Annotated in this window: 28 protein-coding genes and 1 pseudogene; 11 read left to right on the forward strand and 18 right to left on the reverse strand. The window is 44.6% G+C overall.

Annotated elements, in window-relative coordinates:
- Positions 1-46: 46 nt before the first annotated feature.
- Genes gvpA through G475_RS0106105 form a run of 3 tightly spaced genes read right to left on the reverse strand, consistent with a single transcriptional unit; the run spans position 47 to position 1526 of the window.
- Positions 47-316: a gas vesicle structural protein GvpA gene (gvpA, locus tag G475_RS0106095; RefSeq protein ID WP_026700511.1), complete on the reverse strand. Its 270-nt coding sequence runs from the start codon at positions 314-316 to the stop codon at positions 47-49.
- Positions 317-330: 14 nt separating this feature from the next.
- Positions 331-1140 carry a hypothetical protein gene (locus G475_RS0106100; RefSeq protein WP_026700512.1) on the reverse strand — a complete coding sequence of 270 codons (810 nt, stop codon included), beginning with the start codon at positions 1138-1140 and terminating at the stop codon, positions 331-333.
- A 20-nt stretch (positions 1141-1160) separates the two neighbouring features.
- Positions 1161-1526 (reverse strand): hypothetical protein, encoded by a 366-nt coding sequence (locus G475_RS0106105; protein WP_026700513.1) that lies wholly within the window; start codon positions 1524-1526, stop codon positions 1161-1163.
- A 234-nt stretch (positions 1527-1760) separates the two neighbouring features.
- Here G475_RS0106105 and G475_RS0106110 point away from each other — a divergent pair, with 234 nt between their 5' ends.
- Positions 1761-1940, forward strand: a complete 180-nt coding sequence (locus G475_RS0106110) for an aspartyl-phosphate phosphatase Spo0E family protein (RefSeq protein WP_026700514.1) — start codon at positions 1761-1763, stop codon at positions 1938-1940.
- 105 nt (positions 1941-2045) lie between these two features.
- Here G475_RS0106110 and G475_RS0106115 read toward each other — a convergent pair whose 3' ends face one another.
- The 5 genes from G475_RS0106115 to G475_RS0106135 form a co-directional block, all read right to left on the reverse strand.
- Positions 2046-3332 (reverse strand): GntP family permease, encoded by a 1287-nt coding sequence (locus tag G475_RS0106115; RefSeq protein ID WP_026700515.1) that lies wholly within the window; start codon positions 3330-3332, stop codon positions 2046-2048.
- Between the two features lie 21 nt (positions 3333-3353).
- Positions 3354-4127 (reverse strand): 3-hydroxybutyrate dehydrogenase, encoded by a 774-nt coding sequence (locus G475_RS0106120; protein WP_026700516.1) that lies wholly within the window; start codon positions 4125-4127, stop codon positions 3354-3356.
- Between the two features lie 231 nt (positions 4128-4358).
- Positions 4359-5717 (reverse strand): sigma-54 interaction domain-containing protein, encoded by a 1359-nt coding sequence (locus G475_RS0106125; RefSeq protein WP_026700517.1) that lies wholly within the window; start codon positions 5715-5717, stop codon positions 4359-4361.
- A 226-nt stretch (positions 5718-5943) separates the two neighbouring features.
- Positions 5944-7758, reverse strand: a complete 1815-nt coding sequence (locus G475_RS0106130; RefSeq protein WP_026700518.1) for a hypothetical protein — start codon at positions 7756-7758, stop codon at positions 5944-5946.
- Positions 7759-7912: 154 nt separating this feature from the next.
- Positions 7913-9553 carry a BCCT family transporter gene (locus G475_RS0106135; protein ID WP_051302236.1) on the reverse strand — a complete coding sequence of 547 codons (1641 nt, stop codon included), beginning with the start codon at positions 9551-9553 and terminating at the stop codon, positions 7913-7915.
- Positions 9554-9908: 355 nt separating this feature from the next.
- On the opposite strand from G475_RS0106135, the gene G475_RS0106140 reads away from it, so the two are divergent.
- From G475_RS0106140 to G475_RS24370, 6 genes and pseudogenes are all read left to right on the forward strand, one after another.
- Entirely contained in the window at positions 9909-10229 is a 321-nt protein-coding gene (locus tag G475_RS0106140) for a DUF3870 domain-containing protein (RefSeq protein ID WP_026700520.1), read from the forward strand.
- Between the two features lie 119 nt (positions 10230-10348).
- Positions 10349-11515: a DUF819 family protein gene (locus G475_RS0106145; protein WP_026700521.1), complete on the forward strand. Its 1167-nt coding sequence runs from the start codon at positions 10349-10351 to the stop codon at positions 11513-11515.
- A gap of 51 nt (positions 11516-11566) precedes the next feature.
- Entirely contained in the window at positions 11567-12628 is a 1062-nt protein-coding gene (locus tag G475_RS0106150) for a dipeptide epimerase (protein WP_026700522.1), read from the forward strand.
- Positions 12629-12646: 18 nt separating this feature from the next.
- Entirely contained in the window at positions 12647-13666 is a 1020-nt protein-coding gene (locus G475_RS0106155; RefSeq protein WP_051302239.1) for a C40 family peptidase, read from the forward strand.
- 161 nt (positions 13667-13827) lie between these two features.
- Complete coding sequence (locus G475_RS27710; protein WP_233275735.1) at positions 13828-14034, forward strand: arylamine N-acetyltransferase family protein; 207 nt, start codon at positions 13828-13830, stop codon at positions 14032-14034.
- Positions 14035-14057: 23 nt separating this feature from the next.
- Positions 14058-14611 (forward strand): annotated as a pseudogene (locus G475_RS24370) (arylamine N-acetyltransferase family protein).
- 46 nt (positions 14612-14657) lie between these two features.
- On the opposite strand, the gene G475_RS0106165 reads toward G475_RS24370, so the two are convergent.
- Positions 14658-15251, reverse strand: a complete 594-nt coding sequence (locus G475_RS0106165) for a superoxide dismutase family protein (RefSeq protein ID WP_026700524.1) — start codon at positions 15249-15251, stop codon at positions 14658-14660.
- Between the two features lie 220 nt (positions 15252-15471).
- Here G475_RS0106165 and G475_RS0106170 point away from each other — a divergent pair, with 220 nt between their 5' ends.
- Entirely contained in the window at positions 15472-16008 is a 537-nt protein-coding gene (locus G475_RS0106170; protein ID WP_051302241.1) for a CotY/CotZ family spore coat protein, read from the forward strand.
- A gap of 208 nt (positions 16009-16216) precedes the next feature.
- Here the strand turns inward: G475_RS0106170 and G475_RS0106175 are convergent, their stop codons facing one another.
- On the reverse strand, positions 16217-16870 hold the full coding sequence (locus tag G475_RS0106175) for a reverse transcriptase-like protein (RefSeq protein ID WP_026700526.1): 654 nt from the start codon (positions 16868-16870) through the stop codon (positions 16217-16219).
- A gap of 32 nt (positions 16871-16902) precedes the next feature.
- Positions 16903-17178, reverse strand: coding sequence for a hypothetical protein (locus tag G475_RS24375; protein WP_051302243.1), 276 nt, complete (start codon positions 17176-17178; stop codon positions 16903-16905).
- Positions 17179-17573: 395 nt separating this feature from the next.
- Here G475_RS24375 and G475_RS0106190 point away from each other — a divergent pair, with 395 nt between their 5' ends.
- Positions 17574-18218 (forward strand): helix-turn-helix domain-containing protein, encoded by a 645-nt coding sequence (locus G475_RS0106190; RefSeq protein WP_026700528.1) that lies wholly within the window; start codon positions 17574-17576, stop codon positions 18216-18218.
- A 201-nt stretch (positions 18219-18419) separates the two neighbouring features.
- Here G475_RS0106190 and G475_RS0106200 read toward each other — a convergent pair whose 3' ends face one another.
- Both G475_RS0106200 and G475_RS0106205 read right to left on the reverse strand, forming a co-directional pair.
- Entirely contained in the window at positions 18420-18986 is a 567-nt protein-coding gene (locus G475_RS0106200; protein ID WP_026700529.1) for an NADPH-dependent FMN reductase, read from the reverse strand.
- 3 nt (positions 18987-18989) lie between these two features.
- Positions 18990-20057 (reverse strand): LLM class flavin-dependent oxidoreductase, encoded by a 1068-nt coding sequence (locus tag G475_RS0106205; protein WP_026700530.1) that lies wholly within the window; start codon positions 20055-20057, stop codon positions 18990-18992.
- A 134-nt stretch (positions 20058-20191) separates the two neighbouring features.
- On the opposite strand from G475_RS0106205, the gene G475_RS0106210 reads away from it, so the two are divergent.
- The gene (locus G475_RS0106210) at positions 20192-20536 is read left to right on the forward strand and encodes a winged helix-turn-helix transcriptional regulator (RefSeq protein ID WP_026700531.1); all 345 of its coding nucleotides are present in this window, start codon (positions 20192-20194) and stop codon (positions 20534-20536) included.
- A gap of 35 nt (positions 20537-20571) precedes the next feature.
- On the opposite strand, the gene motB is transcribed toward G475_RS0106210, so the two are convergent.
- The 4 genes from motB to G475_RS0106240 form a co-directional block, all read right to left on the reverse strand.
- A complete protein-coding gene (gene motB / locus G475_RS0106215; protein WP_026700532.1) occupies positions 20572-21327 on the reverse strand; it encodes a flagellar motor protein MotB in 756 nt (251 codons plus the stop codon).
- Positions 21305-22111: a flagellar motor stator protein MotA gene (gene motA / locus G475_RS0106220; protein WP_026700533.1), complete on the reverse strand. Its 807-nt coding sequence runs from the start codon at positions 22109-22111 to the stop codon at positions 21305-21307. Before motA ends, motB begins: the two co-directional genes overlap by 23 nt.
- A 499-nt stretch (positions 22112-22610) precedes the next feature.
- Entirely contained in the window at positions 22611-23612 is a 1002-nt protein-coding gene (locus G475_RS0106230) for an LLM class flavin-dependent oxidoreductase (protein WP_026700534.1), read from the reverse strand.
- Between the two features lie 310 nt (positions 23613-23922).
- On the reverse strand, positions 23923-24612 hold the full coding sequence (locus G475_RS0106240) for a DUF4396 domain-containing protein (protein WP_026700536.1): 690 nt from the start codon (positions 24610-24612) through the stop codon (positions 23923-23925).
- Between the two features lie 153 nt (positions 24613-24765).
- On the opposite strand from G475_RS0106240, the gene G475_RS0106245 reads away from it, so the two are divergent.
- Positions 24766-25101, forward strand: coding sequence for a hypothetical protein (locus tag G475_RS0106245; RefSeq protein ID WP_026700537.1), 336 nt, complete (start codon positions 24766-24768; stop codon positions 25099-25101).
- A gap of 17 nt (positions 25102-25118) precedes the next feature.
- Here G475_RS0106245 and G475_RS27885 read toward each other — a convergent pair whose 3' ends face one another.
- Positions 25119-25238: a HepT-like ribonuclease domain-containing protein gene (locus G475_RS27885; RefSeq protein ID WP_156911647.1), complete on the reverse strand. Its 120-nt coding sequence runs from the start codon at positions 25236-25238 to the stop codon at positions 25119-25121.
- Positions 25239-25327: the final 89 nt, after the last annotated feature.

Raw genomic sequence — 25327 nt, forward strand, 5'->3', positions numbered from 1 at the left:
AAGCACAGGTATACATGCCTGGGCAGGTTCCATCTCCTGGATCAAATTAAGCAAAATTCAGTTGATCTCTTCTGTCATTCCCACCGGTTTCATTGTCGATTTCTCCCTGTACATCATCCCTTAACAGCCCTACTGCCTCCGCGTATCTCAACCAAGTATCCACGCTGGCAATAACAACTCGTGCTTCTACTGTTATCAATTCAATTCCCACCACGGAAACAATGGCATAAAGGTCAATAACGACCCCTTTATCAAGAATTCGGTCAATGACCTCTGCAAGACTTGAAGAATCTGTACGTTTTTCTAATGTTTCCATAGAAATTCACTCCTTTAGGTTAAAGTTTTAATATCCTTTGTGCCCTTCCTTTTACTGATTCCTTTTACCTGACTGCTCCTTTTCCTGTTTTCATACCGTTTAAGTTCGTTGATTCCTTTTATATAACGGACTCCTTTTATATCCTTGCATCCTTGGAGATCTTTTTTTGATTTTATAACGGAGTTTGGCGGACCGTCCGTGTTATCTCGATTTGTTTCCGATTGAAACGGAATCCCGTGTTCCTCGACTTGTTCCTTCGTATCTTCTACTTTTTCCTGAACCTGCTCTTTTGCCTCTTCGGTTTGGTTTTTTAGTTTCTCCGACGCCCCTTCGCCGGCTTGTTTAACCTTTTGAGCAGCTTCTTCCGCATTCTCTTTCGCTTTTTCTTTGACTATCCTTGCTTTCTCAAAAGCATCATAAAATTTCTTTCCGATCAGTGAGGCTGCCGCGGCGTTTTTGGCTTTTGGCCTATCTTCCGTTTCTTTTTTGACTGTTTCCGCCGCCGTCTCTTTTGCTTCTTCCTTGATTTCCTCTGTTGAGTTCTTATCCGCGATATTTTCCATCGTTTCTTTTGCCGTTTCCTTGACTGCTTCTTTTGTTACCTCTTTTGCCTGTGCTGCTAAATCCTCTTCCTTGTTTTCTGTTGATTTGTCCCTGTTCACCGCTTTTGGCAGCAAACCGTTCGTCTTTGCTTTTATTTTTTCTTTGAGATTCCTTTCCTTTTCTCCTCCGGCACTGGAGGTTGGATATTCCTCATTGGAGTAGTGAAATATTTCTCTCGAATCTTTTAATACATACGTTTTGTCTTTGTATTTTTCTTTCACGAACTACCACTCTCCAGGGATTACTGCGCCCTTGGCTGCTTATCGTTATTTTCCGAATGTTCACGCTGGATGGTTGCTCTCTTCACGTTAACCGGCGCTTCCTGCCCCGCCTCCTTCTGCATTTTCTGTCCTTTCCGTTCTAACCTTTCTCCCGCCGAATTTTTTACGTTCTTCATGATTTCTTGGGTTTTTTTCAGGGGTTCCACTTTCGTCCTATACTTCATTTTGTATTTTGGTTTTTGCTTTTCGCTGCCCACGGAGGACGTCTCCTCCCCTGTGGAAGAATTCTTTTTTGCTTTTTGATTAACCAGCAGTGCTGTGCCGCCTATGACACCTCCTGCTGCCATACAAACATAAGTGATTTTCGCGTTAGTTTTTGTTGTCATAATGCTTCACCACCTGTTCCTTTTTCAATATATGGGCGCTTTACCCGTAATAAAAAAATAGTATGTCTTAAAAACTCGAGATTTCATAGTTGTTAGCTGAATGAAATATTTGAAATACTTTTTAAGCCTTTCCCAGTCCAATCTAGGTGGGGCCTGACCCATGGGATGTAAAAAAGGTGTTTATAAATTATTTAGGAATGTAAATACTATTAGTAAGAGAATAGGAGGAACGTTATGACAAGCAAGATGGAAGAGATTCAGAGACAAATAGAAAACTTAAGGAAGCAGCTCCACGATATTAGCAAAGATAAATCTCTGACCGATCCGGAGATGCTGGAAAAAAGTGCAAAGCTTGATGAGGTATTGAATGAATATGAAAAGCTGCTTGTTAAAAAGTTATACAACAAGGAATAAAGCCAGTCCTTCGCTATCGGACTGCGTCTTTCTGATCAAGCCCCTATAATCAAACGAACCAGCTGAGAGCAGCTGGTCCTGTTTTTGGTGTGGGTTCCTATTAATTTACAGAATACCGATAGAAGCCAGGAATATCACCACTATAACGGAAATCACTGGAATGAGTACTGCTACAACGAATAAATCTTTATAACTGTCTTTATGGCTCATTCCTGTAATGGCAAAGAGAGTAAGAACTGCCCCATTATGAGGAAGGGCATCCAAGCCGCCGGAGGCAAGGGAGGCGATGCGGTGGAAAGCTTCTGGGCTGATGCCGGTCTCCATCGCAATATCATAATACTTGGAGCCTAGTGCTTCCAGTGCAATACCCATACCGCCGGAGGCGGAACCGGTCGAACCTGCCAAAACGTTGACAGCAATCGCTTCTGAGATGAGCGGATTGCCCCTGATGCCCATTAATAGTTCTGTCAGCCGCTCGAATCCAGGAACTTCTCTTACCACAGTTCCAAATCCAACCGCTGCGCTTGTATTAATGATAGCTACGATAGAGCCGCCGGCCCCATTGTTCATCGATTGAACAAAACGCTTATATTTTGAAAAGTTTAAGACCATAATTAATAAAATACCTGAAATAAGAGCGATTACAATATCCCAGTTTAAAATATTCAATGTGATCAACACAGTCAGCAGAGGCAGCAGGGACAATACAAATAGAGGGTCTTTTTCATTCTCCTCTTCTAAAACATTTTTATCTTTAGGCTCCGTGAAAACTTCTCCTTTTTCAGCCATCTTTTTTTCTCTCCACCTTAGGTAGTAATAGCCTCCTACAGCCATAATCAGGGCTGCAATGAGTCCCATCACCGGTGCTGCTGCTGCGTCTGTCTGAAAGTACTGCATCGGTATAAGATTTTGGATCTGCGGGGTACCTGGAATGGCTGTCATGGTAAACGTGAAAGCCCCTAAAGCCACGGTTGCCGGAATAAGCTTTCTACTGATATTGGCTTCCCGGAACAAAGATAAAGCCAGGGGATATATAGCAAACACCACGACAAACAAACTGACCCCTCCATACGTTAACACCGCTGCCGATGCCAGTACTCCAAGTACCGCCCGTTTGGTCCCGATTACTTTTGTCAATGCTGCCGCCACGGATCGGGCCATCCCAGTGTCCTCCATTAATTTTCCAAACACAGCTCCAAGCATGAAAACCGGAAACCATTCCTTCGCAAAGTCAACAAAACCACCCATATAAGTATCCCGGTAAGCCTCCAGCAGATCAAGGCCTCCTGACAGGGCTACAACTCCGGCAGCGATCGGTGCTACCCAGATGATGGACCAGCCCAAATAGGCAAGTACCATTAACACAATAAGACCAAGTATAATCCCAAACATTCCTTTTCCTCCTTTTCATTTTTACTGAGCGGTATAGCCGCCATCCATGACAACAGGCTGCCCCGTAACACTGCGGGCTTTATCACTTGCTAAAAATATCGCATAATCAGCCACTTCCTGAACCGTCAGCAGCCGTTTTTGCGGGACGAGGGAATAGATTACATCTTCCAGCACTTTTTCCATCGTGACACCTCGATTGTCAGCCAAATCCTGTAATTGATTGCGGACAAGCGGTGTATCGACATATCCCGGACAGAGCGCATTAACTGTAATTCCATGTTCTGCTCCCTCCAATGCTGACACCTTCGTCAGTCCGATGACCCCATGCTTTGCACTGTTATACCCGGCTTTTCCGGCAAACCCAATTAACCCATTAATCGAGGCCATATTAATAATCCGTCCGCTCTTCTGCTTTTTCATCATGGGAAAGACATGCTTTGTTGCCATAAAAGGAGCTGTAAGCATCACTTTCGTAATAAATTCAAATTTCTCCATGGAAAAGTCTTCTACAGAAGCTACATGTTGAAGTCCTGCATTATTGATTAACACATCAAGCCTTCCATACAGGCCCGCCGTTTTATCCAGCGCTGCTTTTAAATCTTCTTCTCTGGTCACATCACATAACATCCCGAGGCAGTCGCCTCCTTTTTCCGTTACTTCTTCTGCGGCCCCCTTTACCTTTTCATTGATATCCGTGATGACCACTTTTGCTCCCTGCTCCGCGAACGCTTTCCCTATTTCAAATCCTATTCCGCCGGCGGCTCCCGTGATAAATACAACCTTGTTTGCGACCATCTTTGTACCGCTCCCTTTCCTGCATTGGTTTGATTCATCTATTTACATTTGCAACATTCATGCCAAGTTGAATATCGAGACCTGGCAGGGGGAGGAAAAAAGAGCCAGAGAAAGCGCTTCCAATCATCCAGAATTTTGGTTGGTAGAAACATCGACAAACGCTCCGCTCCTACAGGCAAAAAAGAAACCATTCCAGAATACTGGAATGGTTTTCCGGATTTCCGGAATCCGTTATATATGGTATTTTTTTAATTTTTCATACAGACTGGATTTTCCTATTCCCAGTATCTGCGCGGCTTTTCCTTTGTTTCCGTGCACCTTTTTCAGGGTACGCTGTAACACTTGCTTTTCGGTGGTTTCCATAATGGTTTTCAGCGTCTGATTCTCCCGGGGAAGATTCAAATCAGGCTGCAGTTGAGCCGGCAGATCTTCTACATCAATGGCCTCCTTATTCGTCAAGTGGACCGCTGCTTCTATTACATTTTCCAGCTCTCTTACATTTCCCGGCCAATGATACTGTTGAAACACATCGTACACAGCAGGAGAACATTCAACGATCCGTTTCCCCGTTCGTTTTGTTATTTTTTCCAGCAGGTATTTTGTCAAAAGACGCAGATCCTCCGGGCGCTTTCGTAAAGGAGGAATATCGATTTGTACGACGTTTATCCGGTAAAACAAATCCTCCCTGAATGTCTGCTCTTCTATCTGTTCTTCCAGGGGTTGATTGGTCGCTGCAATAAGACGCACGTCAACTTTTTGTGGTTCTACAGCTCCAAGCGCTTCCACCTCCCCCTCGTGAAGGACACGCAGTATTTTCACCTGGGCATGAAGAGGCATATCGCCGATTTCATCCAGAAACAGGGTCCCTCCATTAGCGAGCTGGAATTTTCCAGGTTTTCCTCCTTTTTTGGCGCCGGTAAAAGCCCCTTCATGGTATCCAAACAATTCCGATTCTATAAGATGCTCTGGAATTGCTGCGCAATTCACCTTGACAAATGGTTTGGTGTTCCTCTCACTCAAATGATGTATGCTGTGGGCAAACAGTTCTTTGCCGGTCCCGCTTTCGCCCCGCAGTAAAATGGATACATCCCCCGGAGCGACCTTCTTTATTTTATTTTTTAACGACAGCATCTCCGTAGAGCTGCTGATAATATCATGAAGCGAATACAAAGTTTTATTGTTGGCAGAACGACGTTGGGTTTCCATTTCGAGAAATAACTCCCGGATGTGACTGTTTAATTCCTGCCATTCCCCTGTATCCCGGAATAATACCATTCCAAGGGCGCCGACTACCATGCCCTCTGATCGAAGGGGAATACGGTGGGCAATCATATAATTACCACGGATAAACTGTAAATCGGCAATTTCTTCCCTTCCTGTCTCCACCACAATATGCATTCGGCTGTTTTCAATTACCTCCGTTACATGCCTGCCTTTCACCTGTTCTTTATCGACTTGCAGAAAGTTGCAATAGCTGTCATTCATATAAGAGACCAGACCGTGACGATCGACCACTACGATACAGTGGTTTACGTTACCGAAAATCGTATCCAGAGTACCGTCCTGATAATTCTCTAAAATCTGCAACATCCAAATCCTCCCTGCTGCTACAACAGTTTATCCCTATTTTATCATGTCAGCGCTTTCTTATAATCATTATGCCGGAAGGAACGGGAAAATCAGTGGATGTTCGGAGAGGGGCTGGGACAAACCATTACAGGAAAAGAAATACCCGAACGATTCTTCGATGAGCCGTTCGGGTATTTTGTGTCCGTCATTTTAACACTTTTTCCTTTTGTCCCCGACTTCTTTCTCCTTATCCATCTGTCTGGTCCCCCTGGGGGCCGGAAGAATCCGTCTGTGTTTCTTCTCCTGTATTTTCTTCAATTTCAAACTCTTCCACTCCGCCAAATTCTTCTTCGACGGTGAGGTTGGTGTACTCGATCACATTAAGCACATTTTCTTCTGTGTCCACTACCTGGGCCTCTATTTTATCTCCTTCGCGCAGGAAAACCACATCTGCGATCTCCGACACATCAAACTCAAGCACGCGTGATTCTCCAGAAAGCAGGACTTGAATAACCTGGTCATTCATATCACTCACCCGGTAAACGGTACCTTCCACCGTTTCTTCTTCAAGCACATCAGTTGGCGTATAATTATCCGCGTCCAATTCGTTGGCCAAAGTCTGCCGGTAACTGCGGAAGGCTTCTTCCCGCGAAGAACCAGAGGCTATGGTCCCCGTCTCGGCATGTACCATTGCTATTTCTCTCATCAAGCCGTTCTGGTCCACGACCGGAACCACCCATGTGTAATTGTCATAAACAGAATATAATACCGGCTGCGTTCCGCTCCACTGCTCCCGCTGAAAGGATTTGTTGACTACTTCACGGGCACCGCCAGCATTTAACAGCCCAGAAGAGCCAGTGTAATAGGTTGCCTCGCCGGTCTGTGCATTTACCATCGTGAATCCAACCATTGTGTTGGAATCCTGATTCGGACGCATATGGTCCACCATCCAATACATATCATGGTCCGGGCCCAGCACTCCAATCATTTCTTCATCGCTGGTCGGTTCATGAACCCCTTCCTTGGCAAAAATTGAATTTAGAAAACCATTGCTGTATTTCCCAAACCATTCCGCATAATTAAGGGCCAGGCGGTAATCAATGGCATTATCTACAAACTCCGGCTGTTCCCCTAACTCATGTTGCTCCATCTCCCCTGTTTCTGCATCAATGAGGATAACGCCGTCTGCATCCGGCCCGGAACGGTAATGATCATAATGGGCGTAAGAATACGCATAATACGGCTTCCCTTCGTCATTCGGTTCAAAGGAGGCCCCCATCAGTACAATATCTTCGTAGCTCTGCCGAACATGACGTTCCAGATTATCTTCCAGAAAACCGCTCGGCAGATATTTCATATTGTAATCATCTACAAGCTGAGCTTCCGCATTCGGATCTTCAGCGCTCACCATAATATATCCCGGGACGCTGTCCGCCCGCCACCATCTCCATACGCTGGCATACTCAATCGGCGTTACCCAAAACAATTCATCCTCTATTTTCTGTATACTCGATTCGCCCATTTCATAGAAAGAATAATTATCAATGTTCCCGAATACGATTTCTGATTTATACCGTGCATACGTATAAGGGACAGAACGTACTGATTCTTCCGTTACCGATTCAATCTGATCTGTACTGGTTTCTATGTCCCCCATTTCTGCCAGCTCTTTTGTAACTGTGAACGGATAGACGAAGTTCAGAAATAAAAGGACCATCAAAAATAAAAGGCCCACTCCGCTTTGAACCCCAACGATGGTTCGTTTGGACTTTTCTTTCCTTTTTTCTTTCATTTCGTCTCCATCGTCTTTTCGGGCGGAGGCATGAAATAAGCCGGAAAGAATCAAATTGCCGGCTATGATAAAGCCGAACGTATTCATTAATCCAGTCAGAGAGATATCAATTAAAAGAAAATAAATGATCCCAAAACTGAGTATCAGACCAATCAGATACCGGCCGGCTTGAGCAGCCAAAAAGGGTTTTCCGCGGCGTAGTCCCTGTATCCAGACGAAGGGATTTAACTCTATACACGCCAGTGCCATGATAAATATCCAACTAAACATAACTTGTCTCCCCTTGTTGTTATTTGCGTGCTTTCAGAAATATACGAAACGCCCTCTGCTATGTTTCACTTTAAAAAAGATATCTCTCCCTATAAAAGGAACGTTTTGTCATAAAAAAGGAGCTGCACCCTTTTGATACAGCTCTCGGAATTTCTTATTTATTTGACTCATCGTTGGTTTCTTCGGTGATGACATCTTCATCAATTTTTCTTTCGCGCTGCAGATCTTCCAGTGCAGCAAAAATACGCTGTCTCTCCAGTGGAAGCGATCCATCACGGAGTTCGTCATACAATGCTTTAATCAGGCAATACACCATTAAAAGCATGACAAGCATAAATGGAAAACCACCGAGAAAGGACGCTGTCTGCAGAGCATTTAGGCCTCCGGCTAAAAGGAGCACGATCGCAAACAGACCTTCGATCGTTCCCCATGTAATACGTACCCCAAGCGGCGGGTTAGGGTTCCCTTTCGATGTCAGCATGCCGATCACATACGTTCCAGAGTCCGAAGATGTCACGAAGAAGACAGCTACCGAGATCATTGCTACGGCAATCAACAGACCAGATACCGGGAACTCGGATAACAAGGCGAAGAAGCCTTGCGCTTCATCCTCCAAAACGGCCTCCAGAATATTGACACCAGCAAAGTGTTGATTATAGAGCGCAGCTCCGCCAAATACACTGAACCAGACCATACTGACAGCTGTGGGAACGAGCAGCACTCCGACGGCGAAACTCCGGATCGTGCGTCCTCTGGATACACGAGCGATAAAAGAGCCGACAAATGGAGCCCAGGCTATCCACCATGCCCAGTAGAATATGGTCCAGGCCTGATACCATCCTTCTGTCCCTTCCCCTGCTGCATCCAGTCCAAAGGACATATGGATCAGATTTTGGAAGTATGTTCCGGTAGAATGAGTTAGAGCATTCAGGATGAACAATGTCGGCCCCACTACAAACACGATCAACATTAAGAGGCCGGCAACACTCAGATTAATCTGACTCAGCCATTTAATTCCTTTGTCAATACCGGTGGACGTTGAAATAATAGCAAGGACTGTGACAACTGCCACGATAGCGACCCAGAGCCCCTGGTTGTTGGGGATGCCGAACAACTGCTCCAGCCCTCCTCCGATCTGCATCACACCAAGACCAAGAGAAGTAGAAATACCAAGCAGCGTGGCCAGTACCCCAATAATATTAACCAGGTTCCCCCAAGTGCCGTTCAGGTTGTCGCGTCCAAGAATCGGCTCGAGGGTGGAACTCAGCAGCATTGGGAGTCCCTTACGGTAAGAAAAGTAGGCCAGAGCACAGGCAACAACCGCATAGATCGCCCAAGGATGAAATCCCCAATGGAAGAAAGAATATTGCAGCGCGGTATGTACGGTTGCTGCCGTACCAGCTTCTCCCAGAGGCGGCCAGTCATAGTGGTTCAGTGGTTCGGAGACACCCCAGAAAAGCAGGCCGATCCCCATCCCTGCACTAAAGAGCATTGCAAACCAGGCTCCTGTGGGATACTCCGGATCTTCATCATCTTCACCGAGTTTAATTTCCCCAAGAGGGCTGAAGATGAGGTAAATAGTAACGATTAAAAAAACACTGGCTCCTATAATAAAGGCCCAGCCCAGATTAGTCGTCATCCAGGTGAATGCTGCATCCATATAATCGCCAAACGCCGGCAGGGCAATCCCGACAATAACAAAAGCTGCAGCAAGAATAAAAGAAATAATAAATACCGGAGCTTTCAGCGTTTGACTAAACGTAGTCAATCCTTTTTGATCATTGTTATTTTCCACATTTAACCTCCTTCTTAAATAAATATATTCTTATTAATCACTATCCCCTATAGACTAGGAAAAATGAAACAAATAAACAAATACCGTAAACTTCCATAAAATAAGCTTTTAGCGCTGTATGTCCATTATTAGACATATATCTCCAAAAATTGCACGTATAGCGGATGTATCAGCTTTATATTCGTTCAGCACAGCAGGAGATGTCAGAAGACTTAAAATTTACTATTGAGGATAACCTTTATCTGTGTTAATATTTAAAAAAATCTCCAAAAGCAGATCATTCCGTTATATATCTTTATCTTTTCCGGATGAACCCCCATGCGGAGTCTGACTGGCTTTTCAGGAGCAAGATACCATGTATGATGAAAAAACGGTGTATGTCGTTGGAGAAGCGAAATCTCCGGAAAACAACCCTATCATGAAACAATACGACACTTTTTTTGTAGGTTTCGTTATTGACCGCACCGACGGCACTATTGTAGATGCAGACTGTACTTCTGTTCTCGGACTAACCAAAAAGTTCGTGCAGTCTCTGTTCACCGGTCACAATATCTGGGACAGTGATGCCGTAACAAACCGGGTGATGAACCGTTATCTCGGATCCTCCCAAAAGGCAATTATTGTTGCTTTCAGACATGCCCAGATAAAATATGAACAGGCACTTGAATCAGAATAACTTCAATCACGCTGCTTTATCTATTACAACGTAGATAAAACCCAGCTGATAGGAATTTAATTTCCTATTGGCTGGGTTTTTCTTATATTATTACATATTTCATAGAAAGGGGTTCTTGTATGATTCAGGACGGCTTTTTATATCTGGGAATCATGATCGGTTTGGCCGGGCTTATTGCTTACATTGAAAAAAGCTCGGACAGCAGGTTCTTCAAGTACGTTCCTGGTATTATCCTTATTTATTTTGCCGGTGCCTTCCTAAAAACCATCGGGGTGCTGGGGGACAGCGAAGCAGTCGACAATACGTACGGTACAGTAAGAGATGCGATATTACCTGCTTTGATCTTATTAATGTTATTAAACTGTGATTTACGTAAGCTTATCAAACTAGGGCCAAAAATGCTGATTGGATACTTCACTGCAGTTGTCAGCATTATTCTTGGTTTTGTAGTGACTTATCTCCTCTTTAAGGGCCTTTATGTCACAGATACCTGGCAGGCATTCGGCGCTTTGACGGGAAGCTGGACCGGCGGTTCTGCCAATATGGCAATTATTCAAGGAATCCTGGATATCCCGGAAAATATTTTTGGTTATGCGCTGGTAATGGATACTATTAACTATTCCACCTGGGTGATGATTATGTTCTGGCTTGTCCCGTTTGCGGCTGTTTTTAACCGCTGGGCAAAAGCTAACACCTCTCATCTTGATGAAGTAAGTAAAGAATTAGTGGAAGAAGAGGAACGGAAACAGGGTGAAAAAACGAGCTTTGTTCACTTAATGGGCTTGATTGCCCTTGGCGTATTTGGATCTGCTGTGGCTACAAGTATTGGCGGCATGCTTCCTTCCTACGGTGATATTGTCAGTCCGCTCACGTGGACCATATTCATTGTCTCTATAGCGGGAGTGATGCTTGCTATGACAAGAGTATCCAACATTCCCGGATCCATGGATATAGCCAATGTCTTCCTTTACATTGTCATCGCACTGATTGCATCCAGAGCAGATTTCTCTGATTTTTGGCAGGCTCCCATTTACATTTTCACCGGTTTTATCATCCTCGCTATCCATGGTCTCATCATGGCATTAGCGGCGAAGGTTTTCAAACTGGATCTATTTACACTTGGTGTCTCAAGTCTGGCCAATATCGGCGGCATGGCTTCCGCCCCGCTGCTTGCCGGTGCCTATCACCGCGCGCTCATTCCCATAGGGGTGGTTATGGCCCTAGCCGGGTCCTTCCTGGGGACCTACTTCGGCCTGCTTACCGCACAATTACTGTCCTTTTTGTAAAAGCAGCTTGAAGCCAATGCAGATGATATCGGAAAAAAGGAGTCAGACATCGTGAAAATTACGGAATTAATGACACAAAAAACATCACTGCCCTTGGAAAAACCTTTTAAAACGGCCCTGAGGAGCATTAATGCCATTGAAGTTATTAATGTAACCATTCAGCTTGAAAACGGGGACAGCGGCCTCGGGTCCGCTTCCTCTACATGGCAGATCACCGGGGAATCATTGGAGAGTATCCAGGCCGCGATGGAGGGGCCAATAAAACAAGCAGTCCTTGGCCGTGATATTGAACAGCTGGAAGACATCTTAACCGCCGTGCAAAGAAGCTGTGCAGCGAACACGAGTGCCAAAGCTGCCGTAGATATCGCTCTACATGACGCCTGCTGCAAAGTTTTTGGGCTTCCGCTTCACCAATACCTGGGCGGGGGTGCCGTATTTCCTGTGACCGATATGACCATCAGCATCGATGAACCGGAAACCATGCAGGACAATGCAAAACAATCCATAGAGCAGGGTTTTGATATATTAAAAATAAAAGTCGGCAACGAAGAAGCACTGGATATTCAGCGTATCTCCAAGATTCGTGAAGCTGCCGGGGACAGAGTGAAGCTCCGCCTGGACGCCAATCAGGGCTGGAACAGCAAACAGGCTGTAAAAATTATCCGCGTACTCGAAGAAAAAACAAATCTTGAATTAGTGGAACAGCCGGTCCCGGCCCACGATATTGCCGGTTTGAAATATATCCGCGAACGAGTAGACACCCCTATCATGGCGGACGAGAGTGTTTTTTCTCCGGCAGATGCGTTTCGATTGGTAAAAGAGGAAGCGGTGGATCTGCTTAATATTAAACTAATGAAATGCGGCGGTGTCCGCCGGGCCAGACAGATTGCTGATATGGCCCAAAGCGCAGGCATAGAATGCATGATTGGCAGTATGATGGAATCCCATCTATCGGTTACAGCGGCCGCTCATCTGGCTTACGCCCACAGTAATATCACAAAATATGACCTTGATGCTGCACTCTGGCTGCAGGATCAGGGCGTACAAGGAGGGATGCAATGGCAGGGAAACACCATTGAACTGTCGAACCGACCAGGACTTGGATTAAATTAATTCTTGGAGGTGCTGTTATTGAAAAATTGCTGCAAGTCATGGATTTTTGCTTTGATCACTGTTGTCACAGCATGCGTGCTGTTTTCCGGCTCTGTGTCTGCCAAAGGTACCTTTTCTGCCGGAGAGGAAGCATATATTGATGTTTCTGCCGCTTCCCTTTGGACCACTCCGGGAGATTTACGTGAGGTGGACGAACCAGCTGTATCCAACCCCGCCGATTTGTGGACCTGGACCGAAAGTATGTCCTTGGATGAAAAACTTTGGCTGGTCGGGGAACTGCAAACCCAGGCATTGTATGGAAGCAAGGTGACCATACTGGAAGAAGAGCCAGATTGGGTGAAAGTCGCAGCAGATGGCCAGCCTACTCCGAAAAATGAATTGGGCTATCCAGCATGGATGCCAAAAGACCAATTGGCTGACAATCAACGATTCAACCATACCGATAAAGAGCCTTTTGCGCTTGTCACCGAGCCAACCACCTGGCTCTACACGAATAAAAAACTTGATTCCAAGTTTAAAGAACTCAGCTATAATACACGCCTGCCGGTGATAAACGAAAAAGAAGAAGCCGTGCTTGTTGCTACCCCAAGCGACGGCAATAAATGGCTGCCAGCTTCAGATATCTCTGTTTATGCTGCTGAAGACGATATTCCAGCGCCGGACGGAAGCGATTTAGTAGAAACCGGGAAACAGTTTCTCGGCCTTCCTTATTTGTGGGCTGGAACTTCCGGGTTCGGGTTTGACTGTTCTGGTTTCACCCATACTGTCTATGATTCTCACGGTATTACCATCCCGCGTGATTCTTCCGTACAGGCCACCCATGGCGAGGCTGTCGACCGCGATAACCTGCAAAAAGGCGACCTGCTGTTTTTCGCCTATGATGAAGGGGAAGGAAGCGTCCACCACGTCGGTATGTATGCCGGAGACGGAAGCATGATCCACTCTCCGAATTCCAGCAGCACCGTGGAAATCATCGAAGACTGGGAGAATTCTGCCTATGAAATAGAATTTGCCGGAGCAAGACGATATATTGAATAGGTAGTACCCTTCCCGATGGTCGCAGCAGGCCATCGGGAATTTATTTTCTCTTTATAATCTCCTTCAAAAGTTGTAGATAAAGATCCTCCATCTCACCGAAGGTATCATTAGAAAAACAGAATATAATGATAGACGAAAAACATACGAAAAGAGGTGCTGGAATGAGAACGGAAATAAATAAGCGATTCCGCCAAAGAATTAATATGCCGGAGGATGAACCCGTCGATTTCGATTCTCTCCCCCGTCTCCTGGAAAAAACAGCAGCGGCCTTCCCATTTGAAAATTTAACGTTATTAAGGGGCAGCCTCCAGCCGGTAACAAGAGACCATCTAACAAATAAAATTCTCAACAACAAAGAGGGAAATTAAATTCACTGCTGTATTTTTTTCTGGTGCAAAATGGATTTAATGCCACGCTCGTCCGGGGGGAAACATACAACAATGAATCACAACAATGGAACAACTTAGGGAGAACACACGCTGCGATTCTTCTGATGCACGAAGACGACTTCTATTTAGTGGACACTGGATTTGGAGCCAATCTCCCTTTAGAACCTGTGCCGTTAAACGGGGAAACAATAAGTTCGAGAAATGGCGATTTTCGAGTGACCGCCTTAGACAGCGAATATGGAGACTCCATCCTTGAAATGAAATTAAAGCATAAAGACAAAGACTGGAAAATTGGTTATGGTTTTGATTCCAGACGTCCCTTAACGAAAGTCTCCGAGGAGATGAATGAAATCCAGAGTATTATCAAAGAGCATAAGGACTCTCCGTTTATAAAACTCCGCTCATTACGCAGCTTACCGATAATGGAAATATTACATTAACGGATACTTCTTTAACCAGGCGTATTTACGGCACATCACAAAAGCAAAACGTCACCCGGGAGGACTTTCTTGAGCTGGCTCAAGAATATTTTGGGCTGCAAGTGAAAAACAACTAGATAAACCAGCGATTAAAAACGGGGGCCGAGGCCCGGCCGCCCGTTATTATTCTTCAATCACGCCGCAGGCTATGCGATCACCGGCATCTCCGGAAGGCTGGGATTCATAATCATCTGCTTCTGCATGAATAACAAGGGCTGTGCCATCACCGTTTAACAGGGAATTATTTTCTCCTTCCTGCAGGGTGACTTCACCGGCTTTGAATTCTTCTGATACTTCGCCGTTTTCATCGGTCGTCAGGTTGGATAGATCTCCTGCGTGGGGTCCGCCCTCACTGTCAAAACCATGTTCCTGGTCTCCAGGATTAAAGTGACCCCCGGCAGACTCAAAATCCGGAGCTTCACAAGTCCCGGTTTCATGAATATGAAATCCATGTTCACTATCTTCAGGAAGGTCAGAGGCTTCCAGGTTCATTTGTACCCCCTCTTCTGCTTCTTTTATTTCCGCTGTTCCTATTTCTTCTTCTTCGCTATTTATAAGAGAGACGACCGAACCATTTCCCTCTGTCTCCTCCTCCGCTGCATCCTCCTGCCCTTCTGTTTCATTATCAGATTCATTCGCTTCTTCTTCTGAACCACAGGCATACACGCCAAACAACAGTAGGCTTAAGGAAGAAATCAAAGCAATGCTCCTTTTCATTTCCAGCCTCCTTTCATTAGATTTCATTTGACTATTTCCATATAATAGTATACTTAAACATAATGTGGAAAATTTTGCTCTGTTGGTTTGATTCCAAACTTACAGTGCCCAATTTTTGAAACCAGGCGTTTCGGGCATTCAAATTGGGTGAAAGACTCAACACCATCCTGGACCATTGGATATATGATGATAAGGAAAGAAACTTAAAGGAGTGAAAAACATGGGAAATAGAAGACGCAAAGAAGAAAGAGAAGAAGAAACTGTAATGGAAGAACATCACCACCACAGAAGAAAAGATAGCGGCAGTTGTGTGTGCAGTGCTGTTGCTGCTATAAAGAAGGCACAGGACGAGGCAGAGAATAATAACAATGGCAGTTGCAGAAATAATTGCTTTAACAAAATGTTATTAAGCGGCAATGGAAATAATAATGGATTGGACACCATTCCTTTTGTGCTTCAAGATAAAAACGGCGACTATTTCAGTGCTACTGGAGCGATTGGAAAAAAGGACTGTTTCCAAACGGTCTTTTTCCGTGTTGAAAGCATAGATAAAGATACCTGCTGCGCTACGTTGTCCATGCTGGCTCCAGATTGCCATCTGGACTTTGACAAATGCTGTGTCGATCCCGTTTCGTTATGTGACGTTGATGAGCTGGAACGCACCAGGCACTGCATTGAAGTGGATTTAAAGTGCTTCTGCGCCATTCAATGCCTGGATCCCGACTTGGTTGCCGGCATGGATCATCATCATTGCTAAAAAACAAGAGGGACGCTTCCGTCCGTCCCTCCTGTTCCTACATACTTCAAAAAGTGCGGGCTCCCTGAACAGTAGAAGTGCGGCTCATAACGCCGCGTCCTGGGGCAGAGCCGGACTGACATGCGTCCTGCAGGGCCGCGAGCGGCGGGGAGCTGGATGTGGCTCTCAAAAACGCCAACCTCTAAACTTTCTTCTATTCTAAGAAATGTTATACCTCTTTTGTACTGCTCACTTCAATACCCTGCAAGGCCTGAGAGGCCAGCCGGTCCGCTTCACGATTCTTTTTCCGCGGTATCTGTTCATACTCCGGCTCCATACCTAATACGTTTAGCTTCTCCTCGCACCGATCGATCCAATAGGAGAGGTCTCTTTCTAAACACGGCCATTCTCCCTTCAATTGATTAAGAACCACCTGGGAATCCCCATAAAAGGTAACAGGAATATGGTGCGCTCCTAAATCTTCGAGTTGCTGCAGCCCCAAATATAATGCTGCATACTCCGCTTCATTGTTCGTATGCAGTTCTTCTACCTTCGCATTTTTGCGAAGCCGGAGGGAGGTGCTGTTTTGATTGTAATAAATCACACACCCTAACCCGGATTTCTTGGAATTCCGGTCAAATCCTCCATCAAAATACACGCTAATATCATGAGGTTCGGTTTGAATTTCGCTTTGATATTCCTTTAATTCTTTTCTTGTCCAGGTCGTTTCAACATAGTCCAAAAAGACGATATGGTGGACACGGCCTGTTCTTTCAAAATCATCCGCAATCTCTTCCGCCTTCTCCGCGGACATTTCTTCGGAACGAAATACAGCCTTTGTCCCCTTTTTCGTTTGATATGTTATTTCTAATCGGAGAATCAATATTCATCTTCCTTTACAGGGGATTTCCCATATTATGTACTATCTCTGTCTGGCTCGTCTATGGTTACGTCCTCCAGCTCCAGCCAGGAAAGCATTTCCCCCACAACCGTATTTATTTTTTCGTCCACCACCCCGCTCCCATACTTCTTTTTAGCTTTTTCAATGTTTTCCAACACTTCCGGAGTATACTCGATGACAGGTTCATCGTCTTCCATTTCATTAAACAGCTCAATCATTTCATTATTGCCTTCCTGAATCTTATCAATGGCTTCACTGTATTTATTAAAATCATTTTTATCTGCCTTCATCCTTATCACCCGTCATAGCCTTCCCTTCTTTTGCTCTCTATATGACATCTAAGACAAGTGCGGGCCTAATCCCGCTTTTTTTATTGGATTTCCAGATTGGCGGCTGCCGACATTTGGCAAAATGACCAGGGAGTGATATTAACCGAAAAAGAGCGGTCACTTCAAGGGAACGCGGCCTTCCTTACCGATCTTGAACTTCCACTGGAAGAAGGACAGACAACTACTTTAGAAGTATCAATTGAAAGAATGAATGAGGAAAATACCATACAATTAGAAAAATCGTATTTTTATGACGCAGGGGTTCGCTTTTCTAATATTTCATGGGAGAGCGTCCTTTGGTATAATAATGAAGCCTCTACTTTTCCTCTTATTTCCTCAAAAAGGATGTGACACTCATTCTTCCATATGAAAAAACGTATCATGCATGGCTTGAAAAAAACATTTCCGAAGAGAAACATCATCGAAGACGTGAAATACTGGAGAAAGGGCTGGGACATGGAACGATAGAATTCCTGCAGCGTGTGTGGTTTCCGGCAGTGGGTAATTTTGATTATCTATATCCGGAATGGGAGGTACGTGATTTTAATAATGGTTTTCGTTACCTGGATCTTGCTTATATGCCCGGCGGGGCAAAAGGGGGGGTTGAAATTCAGGGATACGGCCCTCACGGCAGAGACCTTGATGTCAGACGTTTTAAAGATTTATGCTGGCGTCATTCTCTGCTTGCTCTGGACGGTTGGACGTTTTTACCGATCGCTTATTTATCCATACGAGATGAACCCAAACAGTGTCAGCAGCTAATCCTTGCTTTTATTGGAAAGTTCATATCAGGAGAAGTATCTTCCACCCTCACCCCCGCAGAAGCAGAAATAGTCAGATTTGCCCGCCGCCTTCTTCGTCCATTTTCTCCAAATGATGTGGCCCGGCATCTAAACGTCAGTGACCGTCATGCCAGGCGTATCCTTTACCAATTGGTAGAAAAAGGTGCCTTGACAGCCGCAAGTGGAGAGAAAAGGAGGCGAACGTATCAATTGAGGTAATGTAATGGGACATTTATTCCTCTATTTTAACGATTTTGCTAATATTTAAAGGGAATGCGGACATTTGTTCCGCTATTGGCCTGAAACGGAGCCGTTCACCGGTTAAAAAGCTTGAATAACGGAATAAATGTCCGGACCCAGCATCAAATTTACTGATTTGGAGGAAATAAAGGAACAAATGTCCGCCCATGGGTTTTTCCCTTAAAAGTCATATTCTGCTTCTTTTGCTTCTCGGATTTTGGCGGAGGTCTCCGCCAGCACCATGGTATCTTCCAGCAGGCGGTCGATGCGGAACAACACATCATCATTTGTTATTTCCCGGCGGTAGAAATTGTCTTCTTCAATAAATACGTAGCTCTGTACGATTTGTGCTTTCATATAGCCAAGGATCGGTTTCAACTGCTGCTCAGCGATTAAATAATGTCTTGCCGAGCCAGCGGTAACGATCATGGCAGCTGTTTTATCACGCAGCCCGTCTCCCGGGAGTAGATCAAAGACATTTTTTAATGAGCCCGGGATGGAGGCTTGAAAAATGGGAGTACCAATGATTAGGACCTCCGCCTTCATCAAGGTGCGGGCGACATAGCCCGTATCCCCATCGTAATCCAGATAATTCCTTCCGTCACTGAACTGAACATTATATTCTGCCAGATCAAGCAGCGTGACGTCGACATCTGAATAGTTTTCCTTTAACGATTTCACTGTATAATCGACGGCGGTCCGTGTTTTTGAACCGGCTATGGAACCGGCCACTACAACAACATTCATTTCTTATTCCTCCTGCTGTTTTGCTGTGTATTTTTTTACAGCCGGCAGTATTTCCGTGCCGATAATATCAATGTTTTTTCTTAATTTATCAAACGGCATCCCGCCAAAATCGATCTGGGCAATATAGCGCTGATGGCCAAACACTTCATGTTGATAAAGAATTTTTTCAATAATTTCCTGAGGACTTCCGATATTCATCACACTTCGTTTATCTGCTCCCTGGGCAAAAACCTGTTTCGAAAAACCCTGTCCATTGGTCTTTTTCATGCCTTCGTTAATATGGGGATACATGTCTTTCAGGGCCTGCTGGGAGGTTTCGGCGGCGTAGAAAAAACCGGCCGTAGCTACCGGCAGCTTCGAAGGGTCAAAACCGCTGCTTTGGGCCGCTTCCCGGTAGGCATCTATTGTTCTTTTAAATGCCGTGACGGGCCCTCCTAAATGGGCCATGAACATAGGAACTCCGGCATACCCGGCTTTGATGGCACTCTGAGGGGTTCCTCCAACAGCACGCCATATAGGCAGCTTTCCCTGCTGTGGACGCGGCAGTACTTTCGCATTGTTTAACGGAGCACGGAAGTCCCCGTCCCATGTTACAGTTTCCTGCTCATTGATTTTCAACAACAGATCAAACTTTTCCTCATATAGAGCTTCATAATCACGAACATTATACCCGAGCAAGTCAAAAAGCCCGATTCTGGAAGCACGTCCTGCCACAATCTCTGCTCGTCCTCTGGAAATAAGGTCAATCGTTGCGAAATCCTCATAGACCCGGACCGGATCCGATGTACTGATAATGGTGGAGGAACTTGCGATTTTAATATCTTTCGTAGCCTGGGCAATTCCGGCGAGAACAGCGGAGTGGGCCTGGGTGGCAAAGTAGTCCTGGTGACTCTCCCCCACACTGAAAAAATCAAGCCCCGCTTCATCAGCAAGCCTGGCATACTCAATAATTTCATGAATCCGCTGCTCTGCCGAAATTCTCTCCCCTGTATGCGGATCAGGCAGATGATCGCCTAACGTATAAATACCAAATTCCATCCCCTTGCTTTGATCTATGCGATATTGTTTCACAGCTATTTCACCATTCTTTCTTCAAATAAGGAAGTTCCTGCTTTACCATGTTATTATAGAAGATAAGGAAAAAAATTATAAGTACGCACTTCAAAGTGGTATAGTATCTAAAATGATACCTAGGAGGGGATGAAATGGAAAAAATACCGGAGGAATGCCGTGTTGAAGATGCATTAAGTATTCTCGTTGGAAAATGGAAGCCTATCATTTTATTACACTTACTACAGAAAGGCACGCACCGCTTCAATGAACTGAAACGAAAAATGCCCGGAATTACACAGAAAATGCTGACAAAACAGCTGCGCGAACTCGAAGAAGAAGACATTATTGAACGCACAGTCTACCCGCAGGTACCTCCTAAGGTGGAGTATTCCATTACAGAGTACGGCGCGAGTCTCGAACCGATTCTGGAAGCGATGCATGAATGGGGAACCAGGCATACTCTGCACAAAATGAATAAAAAGAAACAAACCATATAGGCAGCCTCTTTTAAGGGCTGCCCTCCGTCTTGGTATTACTGTACTTTTTCCGAAGCCGTGTCATAATTCGGAAGGATGAGGACTTCCACCCGTCTATTCATAGCCCGATTTTCTTCACTATTATTAGGTGCAATCGGCTGATGTTCCCCGTAGCCCTTTGCACTGAACCACTGAGGTTCCAGCTTCTCATTTTCCAGCAGTAAACGCATAAAGTTGATCGCACGCATCGCACTCAAATCCCAGTTGGAGGTAAATTCGCTTGTATGAATCGGTTGATCGTCTGTATGCCCACTTACTAAAATCTGTCGTGGCGGGTCGGAGTATAAAAATTCGGAGACTTCTGCAGCGATCTGTTTTCCATCTCCCTTTACTTCCGCACTGCCGGAATCAAAGAACACATCGTTTAAAATCGAAAGCATCAGGCCTTCCTCCGTCAATTTTGTTCCTAACACATCGGAAAGATTATTCTCTTTAATATACGTGTTAATTTGTTGTTGGAGTTCTTCTAACTGTTTTAACTCTTTTTTCCCTTTTTGTTCCTTGTCTTCCTCTTCCTTTATTTCTCCAGGGACGGAGGCATCAATAGGGCTGTTACTATGTTCCATCATGCCGTCGCCCCCTGCAAATTCACTATGTAAAACTTGAGATAAGTCTTCATATTTTTGAGCATCTATTTCACTCATAGCAAACAATACAATAAATAGAGCCAACAAAAGGGTTAACATATCTGCATACGGAAGCAGCCACGATTCGCCGATGTGTTCTTCCTCATGCTGTTTTGTTTTTCGCATCGTCTTTCTCCTGTTCTCCATTTTCCATCTCATTAGAATTCATCGGAAGATAAGATGTTAACTTATCTTTCAATATCATTGGGGAATCCTGATTCGTCAGCGATAAAATTCCTTCCATCATAATATATTTAATCTGCACCTCGTTTTTGGATTTTTCCTTTAACTTATTGGCAAACGGATGCCACAGGACGTATCCGGAAAAAATACCGAATAAGGTAGCAATAAAGGCAGCAGAAATAGCGTGGCCTAATACCTCCATATCTTCCAAATTCCCAAGGGCCGCGATTAACCCTACCACTGCCCCTAATACACCCAGGGTTGGAGCATATGTCCCTGCCTGGGTGAAAATGGAAGCCCCTTTTTGATGTCTTTGCTCCATTGCCTCTATCTTCTCTGATAGTACATCTCTGATAAAATCAGCAGATTGCCCGTCTGTTACAAGATGAAATCCAGATTGAAGAAAGGGATCGTCCACTTCCTCTGCCTTTTTTTCTAATGCTAAAATCCCTTCTTTTCGTGTAATATCTGCCATATCGGTGAACAGGTCTATAATGCTTTTTATATCCTGGTTCTGTTCTTCTCTGAAAATAATTTTAAACAGCGTCGGTATTTTTTTAACAGTGCTCATTGGAAAAGCAATGAAAATAGATGCTGCGGTTCCTAAAAAGATAATCAGAAGAGCGGCCGGGTTAAATAGTGCCGTTAAACTGACTCCTTTCATTACCATTCCAGTACATATAGCAGCCAGCCCCATTATGATTCCTATGATTGATGTTTTATCCATCCTGTCACTTCCTTTCCCTGATGATGGAGCAATATGCTTTGTATAAAAACAACAGAAATACTTGGTCGTCTATCCTTCCCCCGCGGTTTATGATTCAGAAGGAGTTTCAGTGGGGCACTCCCCCAAATATGCATTTAACTTATCCAATAGTTGGTCTATTTCTTTTTTTGTAACTTCTTCTTTTTCTTCATGGACTTTGGGGCCTTCCCCCATTTTTCATTTCTCCTTTCTCCATTCCTCCTATAAATTTACTATTAACAGTAGTATAAATCTAGGATAAAATGCTTTTTTTATAAGTTTTCCATTCAATCAATAACAATTATGTAATACTAAAGAACCATTTAACGTAGGTACATGATACCATTTTGGTAAGATAATTCAATATGTCTGAATGAACAACTTATGGTGATCTTTATTGTTCATATCGATAGAATCTCCTTATCTTAGGATATAAAAAAAGCAGGGGATATCTCCCTGCTCCATCACGGCAAATCGGTCATTACTTATTTTGGACGACTTCCTTTAACATTTCATACGACCGCTTCTGTTTTCCTGGATCATAAATATAGGAAACCGCCATGATTTCCTGCACCGCATATTTTTCTTGAAAACGCATGAACTGGTCCCGTACCGAACTTTTACTTCCAAGTAACGTGGCACTCGACATAGAGGAAGCCATCTCTTTTTCCCGCGGATTCCAAATATCATCCATATTTTCTACTGGAGGACTTAATGGCTGCCTGGCCCCCCGCACTACATTAAGGAAAAACTGCTGCATCGTTGTTTGTTCAAAGCGGGCCTCATCATCACTTTCTGCAGCAATTACGTTGAGACAAACCATCATATAAGGACTGTCCAAGTATTCGGATGGCTGAAAGTCCCTCCGATAAATTGATATGGCTTCTTCCATGTGCGCGGGGGCAAAATGAGCAGCAAAGACGTAGGGAAGGCCTAACTTAGCAGCCAATACCGCAGAGTCTGTTGAGGATCCGAGAATATAAATGGGAATATTCGTGTCTATCCCGAGGTTGGCTTTCACATAGCCCTGGCGTTCTTCCGGTCCAAAATAGGTGAGAAGCGCCTGCACATCGTCCGGAAAAGAATGGACGGTATCACTCTGGGACCGTCTCAAGGCACTGGCCGTCAGCATATCTGTTCCCGGTGCCCGGCCGAGACCGAGATCAAGTCGATCCGGATAGATCGTGGCCATCGTGCCAAACTGTTCCGCTACAACCAGCGGAGAATGGTTTGGCAGCATAATCCCGCCGGAGCCGACACGGATGCTGTCGGTGTGTTCCAGGGTATGTTTCATAAGAATGGAGGTGGCAGAGCTGACAAGAGTCGAAGTATTATGATGCTCGGCAATCCAATATCTTTCATATCCCATCTTCTCTACGGCCTGAGCCAGATCCACCATCGACTCCACGGCCTCCCTCATCGACTGGCCCAGCCGGACCGGGGCAAGATTCAATACAGAAACGGGAACATTTATATCTGTCATATCACATTCTCCTTTATTGATTAAGCATTTCAGTACGTATTATAACACCGCATTTTTTGATTTATTGGTTTTTTGCTCAATCCCCTCCTGGCGGAGATTTCATCTCGATCCGGCGCTTCACCGGCCTCGTCCAAGCTCCGCTGGTTTTATCGATTTTCACCGGGGAATACAAAACTTTGAAACCGTGCCGGGCCGGGATTTGATTCTGCCCTCCCTTTTCATTTTTAGAATTTATTTCTTGATATTTTTCCCACAATAATAGCCGCGGTAAAAGACGCCTTAGGGTTGAAAATCCTAAGGCGTACCTGGATTACATCGCGTGTTTCACTCCTTTTTTTACCAGAAGCCAATTTGCAGGGTAGCTGGTAAGAAAACCGAGCATCATCGCGATCTGCATCATAAACCAATATACCGCTGTCATCGGTTCCGGGGGCTGAGCGAAAAACAAATAGTGGACGAGTGCCATCCATCCGAACATTCCAATTTCAAAAGCCACCAGAGCCAGCGTGTCTGCTTTCACTGCATCTTTAATGGCTTTTCCTGCCCCTTCTTTTTTGCTTCTTCCCATCCCGTAATACTGAAAAGCAATCCCGAAAATATAGGCAAGCACAAATTCGACAGCGTAATCCGCAAACAAGGTACTGCCGGCTATCGTTAATCCCGTTAACGCCACAATCGGAACACCGATCATATCTCCCAGGGAACAGCCGCTGCTGCAATGAGTGGTAGAAACAAAAACACTCTGCCAGAACGGCTTATTCGGATGATGGGAGTCATGATGGTGATCATGAGGAGGGGTTTCCCTATTGTTCTTGTTTTGGCCGAGTTTCCAATAGGACCATAATCCGAAAACCGGAAAATATAAACCAATTAACGGCCAGACCACATTCATAATCGGCATCATGTGCTGCGGCTTTCGGATGACATCTACTGTTATATATCCCGCCTGGACTATTCCTAACAGGTTGGAAATCCAGGCGATTCCTGCAAAAATACTCATTATAAAACCCCTTTTTGCCAAAAATGTACACCAGCTGTTATATGTATTATCCTGGTTCTTTTTCCATTAAACATACAGGGGTATTTGAACGGTACGGCGTGAGGTATAATGTATTTGGCAGCCTTAGAAAGGGACACACATAGGAAGGGATGCATGATGGATAAAGAAGCGTTGCTGGAAATGTCACAAGCAGTAAACTTAGAATATGAGCCTGGTATCTCCCAGGAGATATCAGATTTTTTCACAGAATACCATTCCGTTACAGGGTTTACATCAACATTTGAAAACAGCACTTTTTATGTTTCCGTGAATGTAAAACAACTGGATGTACCAAAGGTAAGGGACCTTTTCTTCTCTTTTCTCCATTTCACTTCGTATGACTCAAGTTTTTTTGTATGCGAGAGGACAGAAAAAACAGTGACCTACACTTTGTTATCAAAGATAAGCGGGTTAAATAAAGGATTTTTATGTGAACTTTATTTTTATTAAAGCTGGAAAGAGGGGGTTCATGGATGTTTTCCACGAATCTTCCGGGAAATATATTTAGCTGCTTCTCCTATTACTTCAAGATTGCGAATCCCTGCATCGATGAAAAGCGGGTTTTGATCAAATTTTTCAAAGTTTATCCCAGCAGTCCTGCCTGGTCAATGAGTTGGTTTTATGAAATAACTTCTAAAGAAATTATAGGAATTTGAAATGATGATGGTTAACCAAA

This window comes from Salibacterium aidingense DSM 18341 (assembly GCF_000429685.1).
Classification (GTDB): Bacteria; Bacillota; Bacilli; order Bacillales; family Marinococcaceae; genus Salibacterium; species Salibacterium aidingense.

Excerpts from the sequence above, each read along its gene's own strand:
- gvpA (WP_026700511.1), bottom strand. The coding sequence starts at position 316 with ATGGAAACATTAGAAAAACGTACAGATTCTTCAAGTCTTGCAGAGGTC.
- G475_RS0106105 (WP_026700513.1), bottom strand. The coding sequence starts at position 1,526 with ATGACAACAAAAACTAACGCGAAAATCACTTATGTTTGTATGGCAGCA.
- G475_RS0106110 (WP_026700514.1), top strand. The coding sequence starts at position 1,761 with ATGACAAGCAAGATGGAAGAGATTCAGAGACAAATAGAAAACTTAAGG.
- G475_RS0106115 (WP_026700515.1), bottom strand. The coding sequence starts at position 3,332 with ATGTTTGGGATTATACTTGGTCTTATTGTGTTAATGGTACTTGCCTAT.
- G475_RS0106120 (WP_026700516.1), bottom strand. The coding sequence starts at position 4,127 with ATGGTCGCAAACAAGGTTGTATTTATCACGGGAGCCGCCGGCGGAATA.
- G475_RS0106125 (WP_026700517.1), bottom strand. The coding sequence starts at position 5,717 with ATGTTGCAGATTTTAGAGAATTATCAGGACGGTACTCTGGATACGATT.
- G475_RS0106130 (WP_026700518.1), bottom strand. The coding sequence starts at position 7,758 with ATGTTTAGTTGGATATTTATCATGGCACTGGCGTGTATAGAGTTAAAT.
- G475_RS0106140 (WP_026700520.1), top strand. The coding sequence starts at position 9,909 with ATGTATGATGAAAAAACGGTGTATGTCGTTGGAGAAGCGAAATCTCCG.
- G475_RS0106145 (WP_026700521.1), top strand. The coding sequence starts at position 10,349 with ATGATTCAGGACGGCTTTTTATATCTGGGAATCATGATCGGTTTGGCC.
- G475_RS27710 (WP_233275735.1), top strand. The coding sequence starts at position 13,828 with ATGAGAACGGAAATAAATAAGCGATTCCGCCAAAGAATTAATATGCCG.
- G475_RS0106165 (WP_026700524.1), bottom strand. The coding sequence starts at position 15,251 with ATGAAAAGGAGCATTGCTTTGATTTCTTCCTTAAGCCTACTGTTGTTT.
- G475_RS0106170 (WP_051302241.1), top strand. The coding sequence starts at position 15,472 with ATGGGAAATAGAAGACGCAAAGAAGAAAGAGAAGAAGAAACTGTAATG.
- G475_RS24375 (WP_051302243.1), bottom strand. The coding sequence starts at position 17,178 with ATGAAGGCAGATAAAAATGATTTTAATAAATACAGTGAAGCCATTGAT.
- G475_RS0106200 (WP_026700529.1), bottom strand. The coding sequence starts at position 18,986 with ATGAATGTTGTTGTAGTGGCCGGTTCCATAGCCGGTTCAAAAACACGG.
- G475_RS0106210 (WP_026700531.1), top strand. The coding sequence starts at position 20,192 with ATGGAAAAAATACCGGAGGAATGCCGTGTTGAAGATGCATTAAGTATT.
- motB (WP_026700532.1), bottom strand. The coding sequence starts at position 21,327 with ATGCGAAAAACAAAACAGCATGAGGAAGAACACATCGGCGAATCGTGG.
- motA (WP_026700533.1), bottom strand. The coding sequence starts at position 22,111 with ATGGATAAAACATCAATCATAGGAATCATAATGGGGCTGGCTGCTATA.
- G475_RS0106230 (WP_026700534.1), bottom strand. The coding sequence starts at position 23,612 with ATGACAGATATAAATGTTCCCGTTTCTGTATTGAATCTTGCCCCGGTC.
- G475_RS0106240 (WP_026700536.1), bottom strand. The coding sequence starts at position 24,612 with ATGAGTATTTTTGCAGGAATCGCCTGGATTTCCAACCTGTTAGGAATA.
- G475_RS0106245 (WP_026700537.1), top strand. The coding sequence starts at position 24,766 with ATGATGGATAAAGAAGCGTTGCTGGAAATGTCACAAGCAGTAAACTTA.